This is a genomic window from Labilithrix luteola, from assembly GCF_001263205.1.
Taxonomy (GTDB): domain Bacteria; phylum Myxococcota_A; class Polyangia; order Polyangiales; family Polyangiaceae; genus Labilithrix; species Labilithrix luteola.
Genome location: NZ_CP012333.1, coordinates 3,294,579 through 3,313,420, shown reverse-complemented (window position 1 = coordinate 3,313,420; position 18,842 = coordinate 3,294,579). Strand labels below are relative to the sequence as shown.

The following is an 18,842-nucleotide window of genomic DNA, read 5'->3' as shown; positions in this document are numbered from 1 at the left end:
TCGTGGCCTTCATTGCCAACCCGTGCGCTTGGCAATTTCTTCGGCCATGTAGACCGCGATGCGCTCGTGGTACTCGGGTCCGCCGTGACCGTCGCAGGCCGTGAGCTCGCTCGCGACCGCTTCGCTCGGAGCGACGTAGTAGACGCGCGAGTCGCCCGCGGCGTTGTGTTGCTGGGTGACCGTGGTCAGCGCGGTCACGACGTTCGTCCGACGGCCCCGGCCGGGCGGATACTCGTCGGTGAGCACCGCGTAGGCCATGAGGAAGATGTGCGCCTGCGGATAGTTCTGGCGCAGCATGGTCGTCATCTCGTCGGCCTTCTGCGTGAAGCCAGCGAGCGGCGCTGCGCCGAAGTCTTCGGGTTGACCGATGTTGTAGTCGTTGCCGCCGATCGAAACGACGACGACGTCCGGGGTGAACTTCGTCAGGTCGAAGACGCTCGTGGGATCTTCCGGGTTCGAGCGCGGATAGAGAACGCCGATGGTCTCGAGGTCCGGGCGCCAGATGTTGTAGTAGAAGCCCTTGCCGCTGAAGACCGTGGAGTTCATCTCCGCGTTGAGCTTCTGCGAGAGGCGCTCACCCCACGCGAGGCGGTAGTTTTCGAGCGCTGCGGCCCAGTCAGGGCCGGGCAGACATGAACCGGTGATCGCGCCGTTGTAGCCGAAGCCCGCGACGTCGGAGTCGCCGACGATCTCGAGCTTGCGCTTCTGATGGAGTGGAGGAGGAGCCAGCGTGCCTCCGTGGAAATCGAAGCCGAGAAACTGCGTCACGCCGTTCTGCGCTTCGCTGACCTTGTAGACTTCGACCTTGTGTTTGCCCTGCGGCAGGTTGCTCGCGAGCGTGTAGTCGCCGGGGCCGTCGGCCAGCGGCAGTGTCTGCCATGCGCCGTCGTCGATGGAGTACTCCCAGACGCTCGGGCCGTATTGGATGGCTTGCTCTTTGAACTTCACGGAGACCGTCGTGCCCTCGAAGTTCGCGATCGCGCGGCAGCCTGGCCAGCCGCAGATGGGGCCGGTGGTATCGCGCTCGTCGAAGCGACCGATGAAGCGAATGGCCGGCGGGCCGGGATCTTCGGGGGGCTCCGTCGTCGGCGGCACGCTGGGCGATGGCGACGGCGTGCTCGGGCTAGGTGAAGTGGGCGAAGGCGGAGGTGTGCTGGGTGTGCTCGAGCCATCGCTTCCGCTCCCGCTATCGCAGGCGGCGAACAGCGCGAGTGTGAGCACAGGCCAAGCCAAACGGGTCGTGGCGCTCATCGAAGTCAGTTCCTCCTAGCGGGCGAGCCTAAGGCTCAGGGCAAGCCCCGCAATGCGACGACCGCGGTGGTCGCGCTCGCGAGGATCGACGCTCGCGCTGTGGAGTGCTCGCGCTCGCTACTTCAGCCCGAGCGCAACGAAGGCCGTCGTGCACGACCCGCCGCGACCGTCGGATTTCGTCTCGTAGACGGGATGCACGGTGGTCTGGGCGATGGGGGTGCCGTTGCGTGAGACGTCGAGATCGAGCGCCTTGGCAGAGCCAGGAACGACGATCGAGATCTCGGTGTCTTTGCGCATCATCGCGGCCGCCCCTGGCGGCTCGGCACTGCACGACGAGCTACCGACTTGCTCATCGACCTTGCAGACGAATCGTCGTCGCTCGCCCTCGGCCGACACGACGAGCTGATAGGTGCCTGGCACGAAGCCCGCGCGCGAAGGAGCGCGCAGCACGATCTCGGCGCCGTTGTGACAGGCCTCGGGCGAAGGAGGCGAGCCCCCATTCGCCTTCTCGTTCGGAGGCGGCGACGCACTCGAAGGAGCCGCCGCCTCGGGCCCACCGCACGCCGTGCATGCGAGCGCGAGCACGGACGAGACAAGCACGAGAGAGCGAATCACTTGCGCGCGGGGCGCTTGCGCTCGGCGAACCACGAACGGCATTGATCCATACGTGCGCGCTGATCGGAAGGCGCTTGACCCTTGCAGGTCTTGCCCTCGTCGCTGCCGGCCGGGGCCCCCAGCGCGATTCGACGCAGTCGTTCGGGTTGTACGCCATTTCCAGGGCCGAGCTACGGGAGGCGACGTCGGCGAGAGAGAGTGATGCCGGGGAGCCGTCCGTGCGGGTGTACGTGACGGTTCGAGCCGCGAGCTCGCGGGCGAGGACCTTTTCGAGCGAGGCCTGGACGTCCTTCGCGGAGCTGCCGGCCGGCATCGCATAGCGCTCCGGACGCCGCGCCACGCGTGCGGGGAAGCCGCGCACGACGTCGATGGCGATGAGCAAGCGCAGGTCGCGCGAGGGCGTCGAGAAGTCTTCCCAGGTGCCCGTGGTCTCGAAGATCTCCGAACCCTCGGGCATGGTGGCGGGCGCCTTCGCGCTCTCGAGCCACTTGCGGCCGTTGTCGACCGATTTGACGCGCGTGCGAACCTGCTCTTCGAGCGCGGCGATGGTCTCCATGAGCGCGCGCTCGGGATCGAGCGGCCGAGGCGACATGACGTCGTCCATCGCGTCGTAGAACGGCTCGATGTCGAGCTTGCCCGGCTCGCGGGACACATCGCCATATTCGGGGTGCTTCCTGATCGCTTCGTCGTCGAGGCGTGCGAGTTGCTTGTCTTGCCTCACGAGGGGACGAAACCGCTTGAAGCCAGGGCCGCCCAGCTCGGGCGAATGCGCGTAGAGGAAGTTGCCACGCCAGAAGCGCTTGCGTGCGACGGTGCCGTCGGGCTGTCCGTCGACCGCGAGCAGGACGCCACCTCGCTCCGCGGTCTGCGGGAGTCGCTTGGCGATGACGAGCACGTGCCCGTAGGGATCGGCGAACACGGTGCCAGGGCGAAGGCTGTCCCACGTGAGTGGCACCGGGTAGTAGTCGGAGTTCTCGTCGTCGAAGGGCGTGCGCGCCGATCCGGAATGCGCGCGATCGGCGAGCGTGCCCTTGAGGAACGTCCCAAACGTCTTCACCGCCGTGGTGTTCGCGTCGTAACGAACCGGCGGATCGTCGTTCGTGGTGATGCCTTTGCACGACGGCGGCGCGCCGCCACCACCTCGGTTGCACTCCGAGACCCCGAAAGGCAGGCGCAGCTTGAAGGCGAAGTAGGCCCGCAGGAAGTACGGGAGGTCTGCACAGTCGGGGCGAACGACCGGTGCGTTCGCGCTGTCTTCACCGGCGGCGAGATGATCGAAGAGGAGATTGCGCTTTCGATCGCGCAAGAGCTCGTGGAGCGCTGGCCAGCTCGGCATCTCGCCGTCGGGCGCGTCGAAGAGTGTTTCGATCCATGCGGAGTACACGTTTTCGAGATGGCGCGACCAGACGGAACGCACCGGCCACAAGCCGTCGCCTTCTTTCGGCGCGAGAGGTGCGGTGGGTGTTCCCGCGGAGACCTTCACGGTGCGCGTGGAGACGTTCGTTCCGGCATCGCAGGCGGGCTGGACGAGGCTTGCCTCGTACCCACCGGCACGTGGCGCAGGCACTTCGGCGACCCAGAAATAGGGCGGCCCACCATGGCGTGCGTCGCTCGTGACGATGGGCGCGCTGTCGTCGGCCTTCTTTCCTTTGACGACGGTCTTGATGCGAAGCTCACCGACGAGCGGCTTGTCGGTAACGGCGACGATGCGCAGCGGCTGACCGACGGCGGGGACGCTCGGTGAGACGAAGAGGTGGACGTCTTTCGCGTCGTCGCAGCGTGGAGGCTCTTCGGCAATCGGCGCGGCGACGGCAAGGATGCCTGCGTCGGCGGCCGCCAGCGTGCCCGTGGCCTTCGACTCCGGTGCGGACGACGGACTCGCATCGCCCGAGCCCTGAGAGTGAGAAGCGGGAACGTCCGACCCGCGTGCGCAACCGCCCACGAGAACGGCCGTCCAGACGGTCGTGACGAGGGCGCCCCGAGAGAAAATCACCGATCGTGAATACCGCAGCGCGCGCATCTCGTCAGCTTCGGGGCCAAACGTCCTTCCGCGTGGCCGTGACCCCGCTCCTCGGAATGGAAACGCCGAGCTCGCGCTAGCGCTTCCACATCGGAAATTCAGGCCTGGAATGTACGAGGCGACGGCGGCCGACGGGTTCAGCGCGAGCGCAAGAATGGCGGTGTCGTAGAACGCGATAGCGGTTGGATGAGCCTCGACGCCTGGTCTGCATTTGGCATGGGCCACGGATTCGAGAGGTGGCCCATGAACTCCGAGCGCGAGAAGATGATTGCAGGCGAGCTGTACGACGCCATGGATCTCGAGCTGGTCGCCGCACGCGATCACGCACGTGACTTGTGCCAGACGCTCAACGCCACGCGTGAGAGCGATCGGGACGTGCGCCGCGCGATCCTCCGCAGCTTGTTCGGCGCAGGCGGCGATTCCGTGTGGATGCAGCCGCCCTTCTTTTGCGACTACGGCACGAACATCGAGCTCGGCGAGCGTGTCTACTTCAACTTCAACTGCGTGGTGCTCGACGTTTGCCCCGTGCGCATCGGGAGCTTCACGCTCTTCGGACCGGCCGTGCAGATCTATACGCCTCTGCACCCTTTCGAAGCCGTGGCTCGTCGCGGCAAGGAGTTCGGCAAGGCCGTTACGATTGGCTCTGACGTCTGGGTCGGAGGTGGCGCCATCATCCTGCCCGGCGTGACCATCGGCTCACGTGCCGTCATCGGCGCTGGCAGCGTGGTCACGCGCGACGTCCCCGACGGAGTCTTCGCTGCCGGCAATCCGTGCCGCGTGATTCGCGAGATCACCGAAGGCACGTGACGATTCGCGCGTCATTCGCGAGCGTTCGTGTTCGCGCTCGCGGTGGGCTTTTTCGGCGGACTGCTCGGAGTCCTCGTCGGCTCTCGCCGCGCCGCCACCTCTCGGACCGTGGCCTAGCGCCTGTGCCATGATCGCGTGATGGCACACGCGGTGAAATCCTTGTTCGTCCTTGGGATGTTGACCGGCTGCGCAAGTGGGGCGACATCTTCCGAGCCAGAGGCAAAGGCGATAGCTACGCCGTCGCCCTCGCTCAGGCAGGGCGGGACCACCGCCGCCCAACCGCGACGACTCGAGGCACCGCCAGCCCGCATGGTTCCTATCGCGGAGGCCTGTCGTGGCGAGCTCCTCACTCTCGACGCGGAGCTGTCGGCATGCGCGTGCAACGAGAGCGAGTATCGCGTCTACGACGGCGGACTGTCGGTTCGTGCAGGCCAGTCGTGCGGCCTTCCACATCCAAACGAGAAGTCTCGGCCGAAGATAGAGGTAACGGCCGACCGAGCGGAGCTCGCGTCTGGTGAAGACACGGTCGTGATCGTCCGCGTCACCAACTCCGGCCCCGAAGCTGCCGTCTATCGCGTCGTGAACCGCCATCTCTGGACGCGCCTGGTCCAGTCGAACGGCCAGCCGTTCCCCGATGCCGTTCACGCGTCGGGTCCGTACAATGACGAAGCGTTCTTCGAACTCGCTCCCAGCGGCACGATGGAGCTCCGCCTTCCCGCGTCTGCCAGCTACGATCGCTGGGTCGGCAGCGGCCCGTCTGCAAAGCCCGAACGAGCAAAGATGTCGCCGGGCCCGTATGCGATCGAAGTTTTCCTCGGCGAGCTAGGCGGCGAGCGCACGCGCCTCGTGCCCATCCACGTTCGCTGACCCCTCAGCCGTTCGTGTGCATGATGCATTCGATGGCCGACAGCATCTCGCATGACAGATTCGCGCGGCTCAAATGCGAAACGCGACCAACTTCCTTTGGAAGCGGTCGCGTCATCTGTCGCGTTCCCTCTGGTCCCGCGGTGCTCCGCGTGGGGGAGCTCGAAGGCTTGGCCCCAAATGCGAAACGCGACCCACTTCCAAAGAAGCGGCCGCGTTGTCTGTTCGCTCCGCTCCCCGAACCCGCGGTGCTCCGCGTGGGGGAGCTCGAGGGGGGCAGCGCAGCTCCCCCCTCGAACGAGACTCTCGAGAGTCTTAGCGGAGAGCAAGGGATTCGAACCCTTGGTACGCTTGCACGTACACCTGATTTCGAATCAGGCTCCTTCGGCCACTCGGACAGCTCTCCGCCGCGCAAGGTCCTCGATCTGGACCCTTCTGTCAAGCAGCGAGCGTCATTCGGTGACGATTTCGCGTTTACTGTCGCGCTGCTGCGGGGGGAGTGAGGGTTCCGCCGGGCCGTCCGATGCTCTTGTCGCTGTCGCCCGGCTTCACCACGCGCTCGCCGTTGACGTCTTGGACGTCGACCACGATCTCCACGGCGATCTTCGCGGGCTCGTACGTGCGCAGACCCAGATCGAAGCCTACGAGGCCGGCGACGACCTTGGGGATGTACGGGGCGAGGACCGGATCGGGCTCGCTGGAGCGGTTCTGGACGTTGAAGGCGCGGTTGTAGAGGACGGGCCCGCCGAAGGCGCTGTCTGCCGCCGGAGGGGTCTTCTGGAGCTTCATGGCCGTGCCGAGGTCGGTGGCGAGCTCGACCATGTCGTCCGGGGTGAGGATGCCCTCGATGCGACCCTTGGGCGGCAGGATGTAGAAGCGATCGATGCCGCTGAAGTTCGGCTCGGCCTCGTCTTCGCTGTCCGTGGTGAGGCCTGGGACGTAGCGCACGAACTCGTTCCACGGGTCCACGAGCAACTCGAGCGAGTGCTGCGTCTCGTCGAGGTTCGTGAGTGTGAAGCGCACGGTGATGCGTGTGTCCGAGGCGAGGTTGAACGGAGGTCGCGCGTAGGGATCCGACTGGCCCTTGGGACGCTCGTCGCCCGTGGGCTGGCGCATGGGGAGCTCGACACTCTTCTGCACCTGGTACATCTGGACCTGACCGTCGTCGTAGGTCGGCCCTGCAGTGTCGAGCATGCCGAGGACGACGGGCGCCATGACCTGCGTGTCGCCGTCGTTCGCGCAGCCTGCGAAGACGAGCAGCGAAGCAACTGACGTCAGCGCAAGGGCGCGGGCCGGCAGGGACAGGCGCGATGACGGAAGGAAGGGGAATGTCCGAGCGCGCATGAACTGCCTCCGGCCTCCAGCTTACCTCATGACTCCAGCACGCGGTACAGACCCTGCCTGCTCACGCCGAGCGACCGCGCGGCTTTGAGCTTGTTGCCGTCGGCGCTCGCGATGGCGCGGCCGACCAGCTCGCGAACCTCGTTGCGATGACGAGCCCGAAGCGCGGCCAGCGTGGTCTCGCGCAGGTTCGGTCCGGCCTCGGTGGGCGCCTTGGCCCTACCTCGTGCCGAAATGGAGGAGTCGAGCGCCGTCATCATCGCGGGGCGACCGATGACGGTCCCCTCGGCCATCGCTGCCGCGACGCGCAGCACGTTGGAGAGCTCTCGCACGTTGCCTGGCCAGGCGTGTTCGGCGAGGACGGCGAGGCCAGGGACGTCGAGGCGGTGATTCTTGGTCGCCGGCTCGCGGGCGAGGATTGCGCGTGCGATGGCCGGCAAGTCTTCGGCTCGCTCGCGAAGTGCGGGAATGCGTACGGTGATGGCCGCGAGGCGATAATACAGGTCTTCGCGAAACGTGCGTTCTGCAACCATCTGCGCGAGGTCGCGGTGCGTGGCGGCCACGACGCGCACATTGACCTTGCGTGACTTCACGCCGCCGACGGCGCGGATCTCGCCGTCTTCGAGGACACGCAGCAGCTTTGCCTGCATCGCCGCGCTCATCTCACCGACCTCGTCGAGGAACAGCGTGCCGCCTTCGGCCTCGACGAAGAGGCCACGTCGTGAGCGCTCGGCGCCGGTGAATGCGCCGCGCTCGTGTCCGAAGAGCTCGGCTTCGAGGAGAGGTTGAGGGATCGCCGCGCAGTTCACGGCCACGAAGGGATTGCGCGAACCGGGCGAGAGACGATGCGCGAGCCGTGCAAAGAGCTCCTTGCCGGAGCCTGTTTCACCGGTGAGCACGAGGTTCGCGTTGGACTTCGCCGCACGTGCGGTGGTGGAAACGGCGCGCATGATGGCCGGCGAGCCGCCCGCGATACCGACCTCGTCCTTGACCTTCGCGATCTCGTCGGTCACGACGGCCTCGGTCTCCTCGCGCCTCGTCAATCGCAGCGCGGCGGTTCGTTGTTCGACGAGGCGCAGCGTGCGCAGCATCGTCTTGCGATACTCGGGCGGCGTGTGCGCGAGGATGCGCGCGCGGCACGTCGCCTGGATGTTTCGCGCAAGCTGGCCGATGGGCTCGGGCTCGGTGACGAGGCCGGAGAGCGCCTCGTGTTCGATGCGAGCCGCGCCGCCGCCCGACGAGCACGCGACCGCGCCGAGCCAGCGCAGGAGCCAGGCGTCGCTCACGCCGCCGCGCGCCGCGATCGCAAGCGAATGGGCCGCTTGCACGCGCGTTCCACCCTTCGCCGCGCCGGCCATGAGCGTGATGCCCACGCGCTCGGCCTCCTGATACTGGCCCTTCTGGAGCAGGCAGTGCGCGTGGACGCGCTGGAGGCCGAACTTGAGCGGCGGTGTGAGCCCTTCGATGGCGAGCCCCTCGGTGACGAGCGCCTCGACGACCTCGGTGCGGGCGCCGGTGTGCATGGCGAGATTCGCGCGAAGCGTGATCATCTGCGCGCGTTGCCACCCGCCACGCAGGTCTTCGTCTCTCGTTTGTTCGAGCAGCGCCCGAACCTCTTCGTAGGCGCCCATGTCCAAGAGCGTGAGGGCGCGTGCATAGACGATCGGCCACGTGCGCTTGCCTCCCGTCAGCGCGTCGGCGCGCGCGAGGATGCGGAGGGCAAGGTCGAAGCGCCCCGCCGCGCGGTGGGTCATGGTTGCGTTGTAGAGGACACGTAGCGCCTCTTTCCGAGGCAGCTCCTCGAGAGGCGCGGCGCCCTGGTCCTCGGAGCCGTCGCCCACGAGATGGTCGAACACTTCGCGCGCCCGCTCGTCGTCGCCGAGGCGACCCAGCAGCGTGGCGTAGTCCGAGAGAACGACGGTGGACGTGATCGGATCACCCTCGCGCTCGGCGAGCTTGCGGGCGCGTGAGGCATGCTTCAAGCCGAGGACGTAATCGCCCTTCGTGCGAAGGACCTCGGCGAGGGCGAGCTCGGCGAGCGCCGTCTGCTTGATCGACCCCGCGGCGCGGGCGATGCGAATGGCCTCGTCGGCGAGGCGTTGGGCGTCTTCGACGCGGTCGTCGTAGAGGAGTGCGAGCGCGAGGACACGCCGGGCTTCGGCGCGCGACGGCTTCATCGAAGCGTCGGCGGTCCGAACGGCCTCCTCGGCCAGCGCACGCCCGAGGGCAAAGTCGCCTGCGTCGAGCGCCTCGCGGGCTCGCGCCAGGGCCAAGGCACGCGTTTTTCGGTCGCGATCTCCGGACAAACTCATGAGTGTCCGGGAATGTGACACTTCTTGGGACCCCGTCAAACCGGTCGCCGCAGTGAGCTGCTATCGTGGGCGCGTGTCTACGCCGCCTTCCGCGTTGCTCGTCGCCGAGGATCTCCGCATCGACGAGGGAGGCTTTCCGGCGTGCGACGGCCTCGCGCTCGAGACGGCCGGTGAGCGCGTCCTCGTCCTCGGGGCACCGCGAGCCCTCTTGCTGGCGAGCTGTGGCCTTCTCCCGGTGGCACGAGGGCGGCTCGAGGTGCGAGGTCGCTCGCCACTTCGGGCTGTGCAGGAGAACGTCGTGGCCTCGGCTCTCCTCGACCCGCCGCTTCCGCCGAAGTGGACCGTGATGGACTACGCGACGTGGAGCGCGCGGCTCGCCGGTCACGGCGCTGCCCACGCGAAGAAACTCGCCGCGCAGGCGCTCGAACGCCTGCAGCTCGGCTCGTCCGCGTCGAACAAACTCGAACGCCTCGCGCCTCACGCGCGTCGGGCGATGGTCGTCGCAGCCGCGATGGCCACGGGCGCCGAGGTGCTCGTACTCGAGGACCCGACCGGTGGCCTTCCCGAAGACGTGGCCCTGACGTGGGGGCGCATGCTCGTCGAGGCCATGACAGAGAAGCCGTGGATCGTGTTTGCCCCGCGCTTGCCACTGACCTCTCCGCTCACGCTCGGCGCCGACGAAGCGCTCGTGCTCGGCGGCGAGGCCGGGCAGACGCGCCTCGAAGCGAAGGGGGCACCGGCCGATCTCGCGCCCCGAGCGCATCGGTTCGTCGCGCGTATGCAGGGCCCCCTGGACGTGCTTGCCGAACGCCTTGCCGCGACCGGGATCGGCCTGGAAATCCAGGGCGCGCAGGTCATCGTCGACCTTGGTGAGGGCCACAGCACGGCGGAGCTCCTCGGCCTCTGTGGGGAGGCGCAGGTGACGGTCGTGGAGCTGTACCCACTGTCTCGCGCGCTGTCCTGAGCGATCGCTCGAAGCGAGGGCCTTTCGTTCTGGTATCCTCGGTCGCCATGTCCTCGGACGAAACTGAGCTCTCCCCGAAGCAAAGCGAAGCGCTGAGCCGCCCGTCGCTCGGTGGCGGAAGGCTGGGCACGTACACGATTCTCGGCGCTGCCTCGGGAATCGTCCCGCTTCCGTGGGTTCCGGATGCCATCGTGCGCCGCGTTCGCGGAGCGCTCGTCCACGAGCTCGCCTCGCGCCATGGTCTCTCGCTCGCGCCCGAGGCCCGCACCGTTCTGGTGGAGCCTGCGGGCACGGAAGGGCCGCGCGGCATGCTCTCGCAGGGCGTGGTGTTCGCAGTCACGCGCGTGCTCGGTCGTTTCGGCCCGCTCGGCGCGATTCCGCCGGTTCGCTCGGCGCTCGGCACCTTCGTGCTCGGCCATCTGCTCTCGCGCTACCTCGAGACGGCGCGCACGGCACGTTCGGTCCGCATCGACGTCGAGGAGGCGCGCCGTGTTCGTCGCGCCATCGACCAAGCGCTGCTCTACGCGCTCACCACCGAGGCGCGCGCCTCGCGCGAAGACAAGCCCTTCTCCCCGGACGACCAGCGTGATCAGACCACGCAGATCATCGACGGCGTCATCATCTCGATCGCCAACGCGCCGGACTGGCTCGTTCGCCGACTCGATGCCGCGTTCGACGAAGTTCTCTCCAGCGTCCGCGCATGAGCCAAGCACGTGACCCTCGCGCGGCGCTCCGCAAGGCCCGTCGTGTGGTAGTCAAGATCGGCTCGAGCTCGCTCGCTCGCGATCCCCGCGCTCACGATCGCCTCGCCGAGGCCGTCAGCGCGCTTCGCGAAGAGGGCAAGCAGGTGGTCATCGTCTCGAGCGGCGCGATCGCGCTCGGTACGAAAAAACTGGGCTATCGTGCGCGTCCGAAGGAGATGGCACGCCTGCAGGCCGCTGCTGCGGCCGGCCAGAGCCTGCTCATGCGCGCCTACGAAGAGGCGTTCGGTCGCGTATCGATCAACGTCGCGCAGGTGCTCCTCACGCACGCCGACCTTGCCGACCGCACGCGCGCCAACAACGCGCGTCATGCCCTGTCGGCCCTGCTCGACGCGGGCTGCGTGCCCATCTTGAACGAGAACGACTCGGTCTCCGTCGAGGAGATCAAGTTCGGCGACAACGACGAGCTCTCGGCCATGGTCGCGCCGCTCGTCGCCGCCGACGTTCTCGTGCTCCTGTCCGACGTCGAAGGTCTGCTCGACGGCCAGGGCAAGCGTGTCGGCGTCATCCACGACGTGGCCGCCGAAGCCTTGCCGCTGGTTCGCGCGAAGAAGAGCGACGTCGGCACGGGCGGCATGGCGAGCAAGATCGAAGCGGCGCGCCGCGCAACGCTGGCCGGTGCGCACGTGGTCATCGCCGACGCGCGCCGTGAAGACGTTCTCCTCCGCATCTTCGGCGGCGAAGACGAGGGCACGGTGTTCGTGGCCGGCGCGCGCCGCCTGCCTGCCAAGAAGCACTGGATTGCCTTCACGCTTCGCCCCCGCGGCGATCTCTGGCTCGACGCCGGCGCCGCGGAAGCCGTGCGCAGCAAAGGCCGAAGCGTGCTCGGCGTCGGTGTGCTCGGTGTTCGTGGGGAGTTTCGGACCGGCGACTCGGTTCGGCTGCTCGCCCCCGATGGCAACGAGCTCGGACGTGGCCTCGCCCGGTGCGCCTCGACCGAGGCCGTGGTGCGGGCGGGCAAGAAGGACGAGAACGAAGAGAACGCCGTGCTCGTCCACCGCGACGAGCTCGTCGTCTGGTGAGCGTGAGCGTGAGCGTGAGCGTCAGGCGAGCGGCAAGCGCACGATGACCGTCGTGCCCTCGCCGCCGCTGCTCGAGGCGGCGATCGTACCTCGATGCACGTCGACGATGCGGCGGCACAGCGCGAGCCCGAGGCCCGTACCGCCCGTGGCACGCTGACGGCTGCGATCGGTCCGGAAAAAAGGCTCGAAGATGCGCTCGAGGTCGGATTGCTCGATGCCGATCCCTCGGTCGCGAATCTCCACCACGAGCTCGCGTCGCTCCTCGCGAACGTGGACGGAGACGGTTCCCGAGGAGTACTTGCGCGCGTTGTCGAGCAGATTGTCGAAGAGGCGGAGTAGCAGGGCCGGATCGCCGCGTAGCGAAGGCACCGCCTCGGGCGCGTCGAGCTCCACGTCGCGATCGGGATGGGCCTCGACGATGCGTGCGATGGAGTGACGGACCACGTCGGGGAGGTCGACATCTTCGGGACGGAGGCGAAGACCTCGCGATGCCGCTCCCTCGAAATCGAGGCGGATCGTGGCGAGAACGTCGTCGGTGAGGCGTTCGAGATCGGAGAGATCGTGCGAGATCTCGCGAAGCAGCGAAGCGGAGCGCGCCGGATCTTCCTTGGCGGTCTCGAGCACGACGCGCGCGCGGGCGAGCGGCGTTCGCAGCTCGTGCGAGACGTTGGCCAGCATCTCCTTCTCGGCGAGCAGACGCTCCTCGAGCTTGGCCGCCATCAGGTTGAAGGCGGTGGCGAGGTCTCCGATCTCGTCGGACCGCCGTACGGAGGCGCGCGCCGCGAGATCACCTTCGCCGAAGCGGGTGGCCGTTCCCACGAGCTCGCGGAGCGGTTTGACGAGCGAGCGCGCCAGCGGAATCGAGGCCACCGCCACGAGCAACACGACCGCCATGACGGCGATCGCCAGGCGCAGGATGGGAGGCGGATGACGAGGTCCGCCGACGATGGCGTAGCGTTGCGAATCGTCGGGGCACGCGACAACGATCTGCTTGCTCGACTCGATCGGCGTCGGCCCGCTCTGGCGTGCCGTTCGAAGCTCCGAGATCGAAGGCTGCACGAGCGGCTGCGAGGTGGACGTTGCCAGCTCCTCGCCGTCCTTCGTGTAGAGCCCGAAGACGATGGGGAACTTCGCGATGCCGCCTTCGGCACCGGCGCGCGCATAAGCCTCACACGCCTCGCTGGCGTACCACTTCGCCATGGCCCGCTCGGCTCGCCGCGCGTCGTCGCCGAGGAGCACGGAGGCGATGAAGATGAAGCCGACGGCGCTGACGACCAGAAGGAGCACGCCGTTCAGGATCACGCGCGCGAGGAGGCGCGGACGAAGGAACGAGGGCAACGTCATTTCGGATCCGCCACCAGCATGTAACCCACACCGCGGATGGTCTTGATGAGTCCCGCGCCGTCGTCGCCGAGCTTCTGCCGGAGGCGCGACACTTGGACGTCGATCGCCCGATCGAACGCTTCGTCCGCGCTGCCTTTCACGAGCTCGAGCAGCTGATCGCGCGAGAGCACACGACCGGGTCGCTCCATGAACCGCAAGAGAAGCTGGAACTCGGTGGGTGAAAGCGTGAGAGCCTCGCCATCGAGTGATGCCGTCATGGTGGAGCGCGCAGCGACGAGACGGCCGACGCGCAGCTCGCTCGTCTTCGGCAGAAGCTCGCCTCGATGACGCCGAACGAACGCCGTCACGCGCGCCAGGAGCTCACGGGGGGAGAAGGGCTTGACCACGTAGTCGTCGGCGCCGAGCTCGAGGCCGAGCACGCGATCCGTCTCCTCGCCACGTGCGGTCACGAGGAGGATCGGTACGTCGGATGTCTGTCGGATGGTCTTGCAGACCGTCAGCCCGTCGCGATTCGGAAGCATCACGTCGAGCACCACCACGTCGAACGTACGCTTCTGGAATTCGCGAAGCGCCAGGTCGCCGTCCGCCGCGTGCACGACCAACAAGCCACGCTCGCTCAGGTACTGCGCGGTGAAGGTGGCAAGGCGCTCATCGTCTTCGACGAGTAGGACGGTGGCCGAAGGCGTCATCTCATTCTCCGCTCGTGAACCTTAGCAACTCAGAACTTGCCGAGCGCCGCGATGGACGCGTTGGGGCGCGTGTTCGGAGCCGAGGCGTGGACGGTACTGAGGAGCCCGCCGACGAGATGCGAGAGGGCCAGGTGCGCCTGCACGAGGTCGGCCCGGGCCCGCGCGAGGCGCTTGCTCGCCGACTGAACGGCGTCTTGCGCCTGGATGACCTGGAGGGCGGTCGAGCTTCCGCTCGTGAAGAGAGCCTTCTGCGCGGCGAGCTGGTCCTCGGCGAACGTGGCGCTCTGCGTGGCGAGGTCGATGCGCCGGCGAGCAACGTCGCGCTTCTGCGCGGAGACCGCGACGTCGCTCGAGACCGACTGGCGCGCGGCATCGAGGTCGTTTCGCGCACTCTCGGTCGCGGCATGCGCGCGATTGGCCTCGTTGCGCCTGCGGGTATCAGTGAGGGGGAGCTCCAAGGTCAGGCCGACGTGCGCGCTGATGACGCCGAACCCGGTGAACTGCGAGAAGCCTGCGCCGACATCGTCGTTGCCGAGGCCCTGCGATTGAACGTAGGCGTCGAGGTCGAGCCTCGGGCGATACGCGTCGGCGGCGCTACGCTCCTGGACTTCGGCCACCGCAACGGAGGCCTGCTTTACCGCAATTTCGGGCGAATTCGCGATCGCGCGGTTGGTGATCTCGGCGGGCACTTCGTTCGTGCTCGGCGGCTCTGCCTCGGAGACCTCGAGATTCGCGCCGGCCTCACGTCCGAGGAGGCGACCGAGATCGCTGACGCGCGTGTTCCGATCGAGCTCGGTCTGCGCAAGCGTCTCTTCTTTCGTCGCGAGCTGCGTATCGAACGTGAGCACGTCGGCTCGTGCGAGCGAACCCGTACGCATGCGTGCCATCGCGTCGTCGCGCGCGGCCTTCGCCGTGTCGCGAGCGAGCCGGTCGACTTCGACGGCCTTCGTCGCGTACCAGAGCTCCCAGTACGCAACGAGCACGTCACGCGCGAGTGCGCTGGCCTTGCGATCCCGTTCGAGCTGCGACGCACTCTGCTGGGCGACCGCCTGCCGATAGGGAGCGAGCGTCACGTCCTTGCCTGCGCCGCGCAGAAGCGGCTGCGTGACACCGAGCTTCGCCGAGAAGAGGTATCCGGGGCCGAGCGTCAACACGAGGGGCTGCGTGCCCGTTTGCGCGGACCCAAGGAAGATCGGTGACGCAGAGCGCGATGCCGAGGTGCCCACCGTCGCCGAGAGTTGGGTGCCGAGCTCGAGCGTCTTGCTCAGCGTGGCCTCGGCTTCGTAAATCTGGTTCGATCCCACGAGGACACCGCCCGAGGTCGCGAGCGAGGGATTCTTCGTGCGCGTGGCGCCGAGCTTCAGCGTGAGCGTGGGGTCGTAGCGAGCCGATTCGCTGTCGGCGAGTGCACGGGCGGCGGCCACGTCTTCGACGGCGGCGCGCAAGCTCGGGTTCTTGCCCATGGCCTCTTCGATGGCGCCGCCCGGGCTCAAGACCTCGGCTCGTGCATTGCGCGCCGCGAAGAGTGCGAGAACGGCGGCCACGCATGCCGTCGCGAAACGGGAAGGTAGGTTACTCATGACGAAGGGCTTCCGTGGGTTTGAGTCGAGCCGCGCGGCGCGCGGGCAAGAAGCCGAAGACGATGCCGACCGTGGCCGAGAACCCGAAGGCGAGCGCGACGACCGATGGCGAGAACGAGAAGGGGAGGTGGAAGGCGCGCGTTGCGGCGTAGGAGCCGCCGAGGCCGATGCCGATGCCGATGACTCCGCCGAACAGCGAGAGCACGGCCGACTCGACGAGGAAGTGCGTGAGCACCTCGATGGCGCGCGCTCCGACGGCGAGACGAATACCGATCTCACGCGTTCGCTCGGTCACCGACACGAGCATGATGTTCATGATACCGATGCCGCCGACGAGGAGGCTCACCGCCGCGATGCCGGCGAGCAGCATGGTGAGCGTGCCGGTTACCGTGGAGAGCGTGTCGGCGATCTCCTTCATGTCGCGCGCGTCGAAGTCGTCTTCGGCGCCGGGCTGGATGCGACGCCGCTCGCGCATGAGCGACTGCACCTGGCGAACGACGGCGGTGGTCGAGCGCTTCGGATTCACCGACATCAAGATGGAGTCGACGTCTTTCGAGCCGGAGATGCGCCGCTGGAAGGTGGACATCGGGATCAAGACGAAGTCGTCCTGGTCCTGCCCCATCGCCGACTGGCCTTTCGACGCGGTGACGCCGATGACCGTGCAGGACATCTTCCCCACGCGGATCGACGCGTCGAGCGGATTGGTCGAGCCGAAGAGCTCCTTCTTCGTCGTCGCGCCGATGACGCACGACGCTGACCCGCTGAGCTGCTCGAGGTCGTTGAACTTGCGTCCCGAGGCCATCGTCCATCCGCGGATATCGAAGAACGCGTTCGTCGATCCCGTGACCGAGGACGTGTGGTTCTTGTTGCCGTAGACGATGAGTTCGCTGCGCGAGCCGCTCGGCGCCACGGCGGTGAGCCCCGAGATCTCGCGCTGGATGGCGGTGACGTCGGCGAGCTCGAGGGGCTTGGCCGATGCGGCGACGGCTCCGCGGCGCATGTTGCCCGGCATGAGGATCAACATGTTGTTGCCGAGCGCCGCGACGTCGTTCTTCACCTTGGCGGTGGCCGAGTCGCCGAGCGTGACCGTGGCGATGACGGCGGCGACGCCGATGACGATGCCGAGCGCGGTGAGGAGCGACCGACCCGCGTTGCGGCGGATCTCGGAGAGCGCCATGAGAACCGCGCTAAGCAGCATGGATCCCACCAGGGCTCGTGGAGTCGCGCACCATGCGGCCGTCGCGGAACTCGAGGATGCGGCTCGCGTGCGCCGCCATGTCCGACTCGTGCGTGACCATGACGATGGTGATGCCGCGCTCGCGATTGAGCTGCTGGAGCAAGCCGATGATGTCCTGCTTGCGCGCCTCGTCGAGGTTTCCCGTGGGCTCGTCGGCCAGGAGGAGAAGCGGATCGGAGACGATGGCGCGTGCGATGGCGACGCGCTGCTGCTGACCGCCGGAGAGCTCGGCGGGGGTGTGGTCTTCGCGATCGGCGAGCCCCACGATGCGAAGGGCCTCGCGCGCACGCTCACGGCGCTCTTTGCGAGGTACGCGGCGGTAGACGAGCGGGAGCTCCACGTTTTGCAGGGCCGACGTTCGCTTGAGGAGGTTGAAGCCTTGGAAGACGAAGCCGAGATAGTGGCGGCGAAGCAGCGCGAGCTGATCGTCGTCGAGCGAGCCCACGTCGACGCCGCGAAAGAAGTAGTTCCCGCCCGTCGGTACGTCGAGACAGCCGAGGATGTTCATGCACGTGCTCTTGCCCGAGCCGCTCGTGCCCATCACGGCGACGAACTCGCCGTCGTGGATGTCGAAGTCGACGCCGCGGAGTGCATGCACCGTTGCGTCGCCTTTGCCGTAGACGCGTTCGACGCCCCGGAGAGCGACGACGGGTGCGAGCGCCGTCGTCACGGCACCACCTCTTCGACGTCGGTGACGACCGTCGTGCCCTCTTTGATCGGTGCTTCGGTGAGCTCGGTGTTCGTGCCGTCCGTCGCGCCCGGCGTGACCTCGAGCGGTGCCAGCGTCCTACCGTCGGGGCCGAGCGTGTAGAGGCGCTTCTTGCCCTTCGCCAGGGGAGCGCTCGCGGGCGCGGCGGCGGCTCCGGCTCCGGGAGGACCCGGCGGTCCCGACTTCGTCGGCGGTTCGAAGCGCAGCGCCACGTTTGGAACGAGCAGCACGTTCGAATGCAGCTCGCTCGTGATCGTGGCCGTTGCCGTCATGCCCGGGCGCAGGAGGTGGTCGGCGTTGTCCACCGTGAGAATGGCCTCGTAGTAGACGACGTTCGACGACGTCTTGGCCTCGTTGCGCACGGCGCGAACGCGGGACTTGAAGACGCGATCCGGGTAAGCGTCGACGCGGAAATCGGCCTCGAGACCCTCGCGCACGCGCCCCACGTCGGACTCGTCGATCTGCACGTTCAGCTCGAGCGCACCGAGGTCGGTGGAGAGCTTGAACAAGATGGGCGTCTGGAATGTGGCGGCGACGGTCTGCCCTGGCTCGACGGATCGTGAGAGCACGACGCCGTCGATCGGCGAGACGATCTTCGCCTTCGTGAGCTTCCAGGCCGAGGAGCTCACCGTCGCCGACGCGAGTGACGCCTGCGCCTTCGCGCTCGCAACGGAGGCTTCGGCGCGTGAGAATGCCGCCCTCGCGGCCTCCACGTCTTTGGCGGCAACGAGCCCGTCGGTGGCTTGTGCTTCAGCACGCTTCAGAGACTGCGTGGTCTCGGTGAGCGTGGCCATCGCCGTCTGGATCGCGGCCTGATTCGCGGCGAGCTGAGCGCCTGCTTGCGTGGCCTCGGCCTTGAGCTGCACCGGGTCGATCTCGGCGAGGACCTGACCCTTCGTGACCTTTTGGTTGTAGTCGACGTAGACGTTCTGAACGCGCCCCGACACTTCGGAGCCCACCTCGACGGCACCCAGCGCAGCGAGCGTTCCCGTCGCCGAGACGGTCACGCGGAGATCGCCTCGCGTTGCGTGGGCGGTCAGGTAGCGCGGAACATCACGTCGCCCGGCGCGGGCCGCGACGAACCGAACCGCCACGACGCCCATGACGACGACGCCACCCGCGATCAGCCACCACTTCGACCTTCGCAGCCATCGGCTGCGCGCGCCATGTGCTCCTACACCGAGCGTTCGTGCAACGTCATCCGTCGCGATCTCGCTTTTCACCAGACCATGCTGGCGATGCGACGTTGCGCCTTTCTATCACCAATGTTGCAGAGTGTTTCAAGCTCGGCCTTCGCCGAGCCGTCCTTCGCCTAGTCCTCTTGGA

General features: G+C 67.5%; 16 protein-coding genes and 1 tRNA gene. 5 read left to right on the top strand and 12 right to left on the bottom strand.

Annotated elements, in window-relative coordinates:
- Positions 1-9 precede the first annotated feature (9 nt).
- The 3 genes from AKJ09_RS14930 to AKJ09_RS14920 all read right to left on the bottom strand — a co-directional run bounded on the left by AKJ09_RS14930 (position 10) and on the right by AKJ09_RS14920 (position 3,859).
- Positions 10-1,251 carry a GDSL-type esterase/lipase family protein gene (locus tag AKJ09_RS14930; RefSeq protein ID WP_146647870.1) on the bottom strand — a complete coding sequence of 414 codons (1,242 nt, stop codon included), beginning with the start codon at positions 1,249-1,251 and terminating at the stop codon, positions 10-12.
- 117 nt (positions 1,252-1,368) lie between these two features.
- Positions 1,369-1,551, bottom strand: a complete 183-nt coding sequence (locus AKJ09_RS54275) for a hypothetical protein (RefSeq protein ID WP_205633714.1) — start codon at positions 1,549-1,551, stop codon at positions 1,369-1,371.
- A gap of 49 nt (positions 1,552-1,600) precedes the next feature.
- Entirely contained in the window at positions 1,601-3,859 is a 2,259-nt protein-coding gene (locus AKJ09_RS14920) for a hypothetical protein (protein WP_205633713.1), read from the bottom strand.
- Positions 3,860-4,129: 270 nt separating this feature from the next.
- Here AKJ09_RS14920 and AKJ09_RS55940 point away from each other — a divergent pair, with 270 nt between their 5' ends.
- Positions 4,130-4,693 carry a sugar O-acetyltransferase gene (locus tag AKJ09_RS55940; RefSeq protein ID WP_146647868.1) on the top strand — a complete coding sequence of 188 codons (564 nt, stop codon included), beginning with the start codon at positions 4,130-4,132 and terminating at the stop codon, positions 4,691-4,693.
- A 309-nt stretch (positions 4,694-5,002) separates the two neighbouring features.
- The gene (locus tag AKJ09_RS14910; RefSeq protein ID WP_146647867.1) at positions 5,003-5,560 is read left to right on the top strand and encodes a hypothetical protein; all 558 of its coding nucleotides are present in this window, start codon (positions 5,003-5,005) and stop codon (positions 5,558-5,560) included.
- 316 nt (positions 5,561-5,876) lie between these two features.
- Here AKJ09_RS14910 and AKJ09_RS14905 read toward each other — a convergent pair.
- The 3 genes from AKJ09_RS14905 to AKJ09_RS14895 all read right to left on the bottom strand — a co-directional run bounded on the left by AKJ09_RS14905 (position 5,877) and on the right by AKJ09_RS14895 (position 9,210).
- Positions 5,877-5,963 (bottom strand) — tRNA-Ser (locus AKJ09_RS14905).
- A 68-nt stretch (positions 5,964-6,031) separates the two neighbouring features.
- A complete protein-coding gene (locus AKJ09_RS14900; RefSeq protein WP_146647866.1) occupies positions 6,032-6,901 on the bottom strand; it encodes a hypothetical protein in 870 nt (289 codons plus the stop codon).
- 26 nt (positions 6,902-6,927) lie between these two features.
- A complete protein-coding gene (locus tag AKJ09_RS14895; RefSeq protein WP_146647865.1) occupies positions 6,928-9,210 on the bottom strand; it encodes a sigma 54-interacting transcriptional regulator in 2,283 nt (760 codons plus the stop codon).
- Between the two features lie 73 nt (positions 9,211-9,283).
- Between AKJ09_RS14895 and AKJ09_RS14890 the strand changes: the two genes are divergently transcribed.
- From AKJ09_RS14890 to proB, 3 genes are read left to right on the top strand one after another with little or no spacing between them, the layout of a single operon-like run.
- Positions 9,284-10,174, top strand: coding sequence for a P-loop NTPase family protein (locus AKJ09_RS14890; protein WP_146647864.1), 891 nt, complete (start codon positions 9,284-9,286; stop codon positions 10,172-10,174).
- 47 nt (positions 10,175-10,221) lie between these two features.
- Positions 10,222-10,878 carry an RND transporter family protein gene (locus tag AKJ09_RS14885; protein ID WP_146647863.1) on the top strand — a complete coding sequence of 219 codons (657 nt, stop codon included), beginning with the start codon at positions 10,222-10,224 and terminating at the stop codon, positions 10,876-10,878.
- On the top strand, positions 10,875-11,957 hold the full coding sequence (gene proB / locus AKJ09_RS14880) for a glutamate 5-kinase (protein WP_146647862.1): 1,083 nt from the start codon (positions 10,875-10,877) through the stop codon (positions 11,955-11,957). The genes AKJ09_RS14885 and proB overlap by 4 nt, the downstream gene beginning before the upstream one ends.
- A 21-nt stretch (positions 11,958-11,978) precedes the next feature.
- On the opposite strand, the gene AKJ09_RS14875 is transcribed toward proB, so the two are convergent.
- From AKJ09_RS14875 to AKJ09_RS14850, 6 genes are read right to left on the bottom strand one after another with little or no spacing between them, the layout of a single operon-like run.
- Positions 11,979-13,301, bottom strand: coding sequence for a sensor histidine kinase (locus AKJ09_RS14875; protein ID WP_146647861.1), 1,323 nt, complete (start codon positions 13,299-13,301; stop codon positions 11,979-11,981).
- A complete protein-coding gene (locus AKJ09_RS14870) occupies positions 13,298-13,990 on the bottom strand; it encodes a response regulator transcription factor (protein ID WP_146647860.1) in 693 nt (230 codons plus the stop codon). The genes AKJ09_RS14875 and AKJ09_RS14870 overlap by 4 nt, the downstream gene beginning before the upstream one ends.
- Before the next feature lie 29 nt (positions 13,991-14,019).
- Positions 14,020-15,570: a TolC family protein gene (locus tag AKJ09_RS14865; protein ID WP_146647859.1), complete on the bottom strand. Its 1,551-nt coding sequence runs from the start codon at positions 15,568-15,570 to the stop codon at positions 14,020-14,022.
- Positions 15,563-16,747, bottom strand: a complete 1,185-nt coding sequence (locus AKJ09_RS14860; protein WP_240488482.1) for an ABC transporter permease — start codon at positions 16,745-16,747, stop codon at positions 15,563-15,565. The genes AKJ09_RS14865 and AKJ09_RS14860 overlap by 8 nt, the downstream gene beginning before the upstream one ends.
- A 10-nt stretch (positions 16,748-16,757) precedes the next feature.
- The gene (locus tag AKJ09_RS14855) at positions 16,758-17,477 is read right to left on the bottom strand and encodes an ABC transporter ATP-binding protein (RefSeq protein WP_146647857.1); all 720 of its coding nucleotides are present in this window, start codon (positions 17,475-17,477) and stop codon (positions 16,758-16,760) included.
- A complete protein-coding gene (locus AKJ09_RS14850; protein ID WP_146647856.1) occupies positions 17,474-18,739 on the bottom strand; it encodes an efflux RND transporter periplasmic adaptor subunit in 1,266 nt (421 codons plus the stop codon). Before AKJ09_RS14850 ends, AKJ09_RS14855 begins: the two co-directional genes overlap by 4 nt.
- Positions 18,740-18,842: the final 103 nt, after the last annotated feature.

Bases quoted from the DNA above. Each gene is read 5' to 3' on its own strand.
- AKJ09_RS14875 (WP_146647861.1), bottom strand. From the start codon at position 13,301: ATGACGTTGCCCTCGTTCCTTCGTCCGCGCCTCCTCGCGCGCGTGATC.
- AKJ09_RS14870 (WP_146647860.1), bottom strand. From the start codon at position 13,990: ATGACGCCTTCGGCCACCGTCCTACTCGTCGAAGACGATGAGCGCCTT.
- AKJ09_RS14860 (WP_240488482.1), bottom strand. From the start codon at position 16,747: ATGGCGCTCTCCGAGATCCGCCGCAACGCGGGTCGGTCGCTCCTCACC.
- AKJ09_RS14910 (WP_146647867.1), top strand. From the start codon at position 5,003: ATGGTTCCTATCGCGGAGGCCTGTCGTGGCGAGCTCCTCACTCTCGAC.
- proB (WP_146647862.1), top strand. From the start codon at position 10,875: ATGAGCCAAGCACGTGACCCTCGCGCGGCGCTCCGCAAGGCCCGTCGT.
- AKJ09_RS14900 (WP_146647866.1), bottom strand. From the start codon at position 6,901: ATGCGCGCTCGGACATTCCCCTTCCTTCCGTCATCGCGCCTGTCCCTG.
- AKJ09_RS14865 (WP_146647859.1), bottom strand. From the start codon at position 15,570: ATGAGTAACCTACCTTCCCGTTTCGCGACGGCATGCGTGGCCGCCGTT.
- AKJ09_RS14930 (WP_146647870.1), bottom strand. From the start codon at position 1,251: ATGAGCGCCACGACCCGTTTGGCTTGGCCTGTGCTCACACTCGCGCTG.
- AKJ09_RS54275 (WP_205633714.1), bottom strand. From the start codon at position 1,551: ATGATGCGCAAAGACACCGAGATCTCGATCGTCGTTCCTGGCTCTGCC.
- AKJ09_RS14895 (WP_146647865.1), bottom strand. From the start codon at position 9,210: ATGAGTTTGTCCGGAGATCGCGACCGAAAAACGCGTGCCTTGGCCCTG.
- AKJ09_RS55940 (WP_146647868.1), top strand. From the start codon at position 4,130: ATGAACTCCGAGCGCGAGAAGATGATTGCAGGCGAGCTGTACGACGCC.
- AKJ09_RS14885 (WP_146647863.1), top strand. From the start codon at position 10,222: ATGTCCTCGGACGAAACTGAGCTCTCCCCGAAGCAAAGCGAAGCGCTG.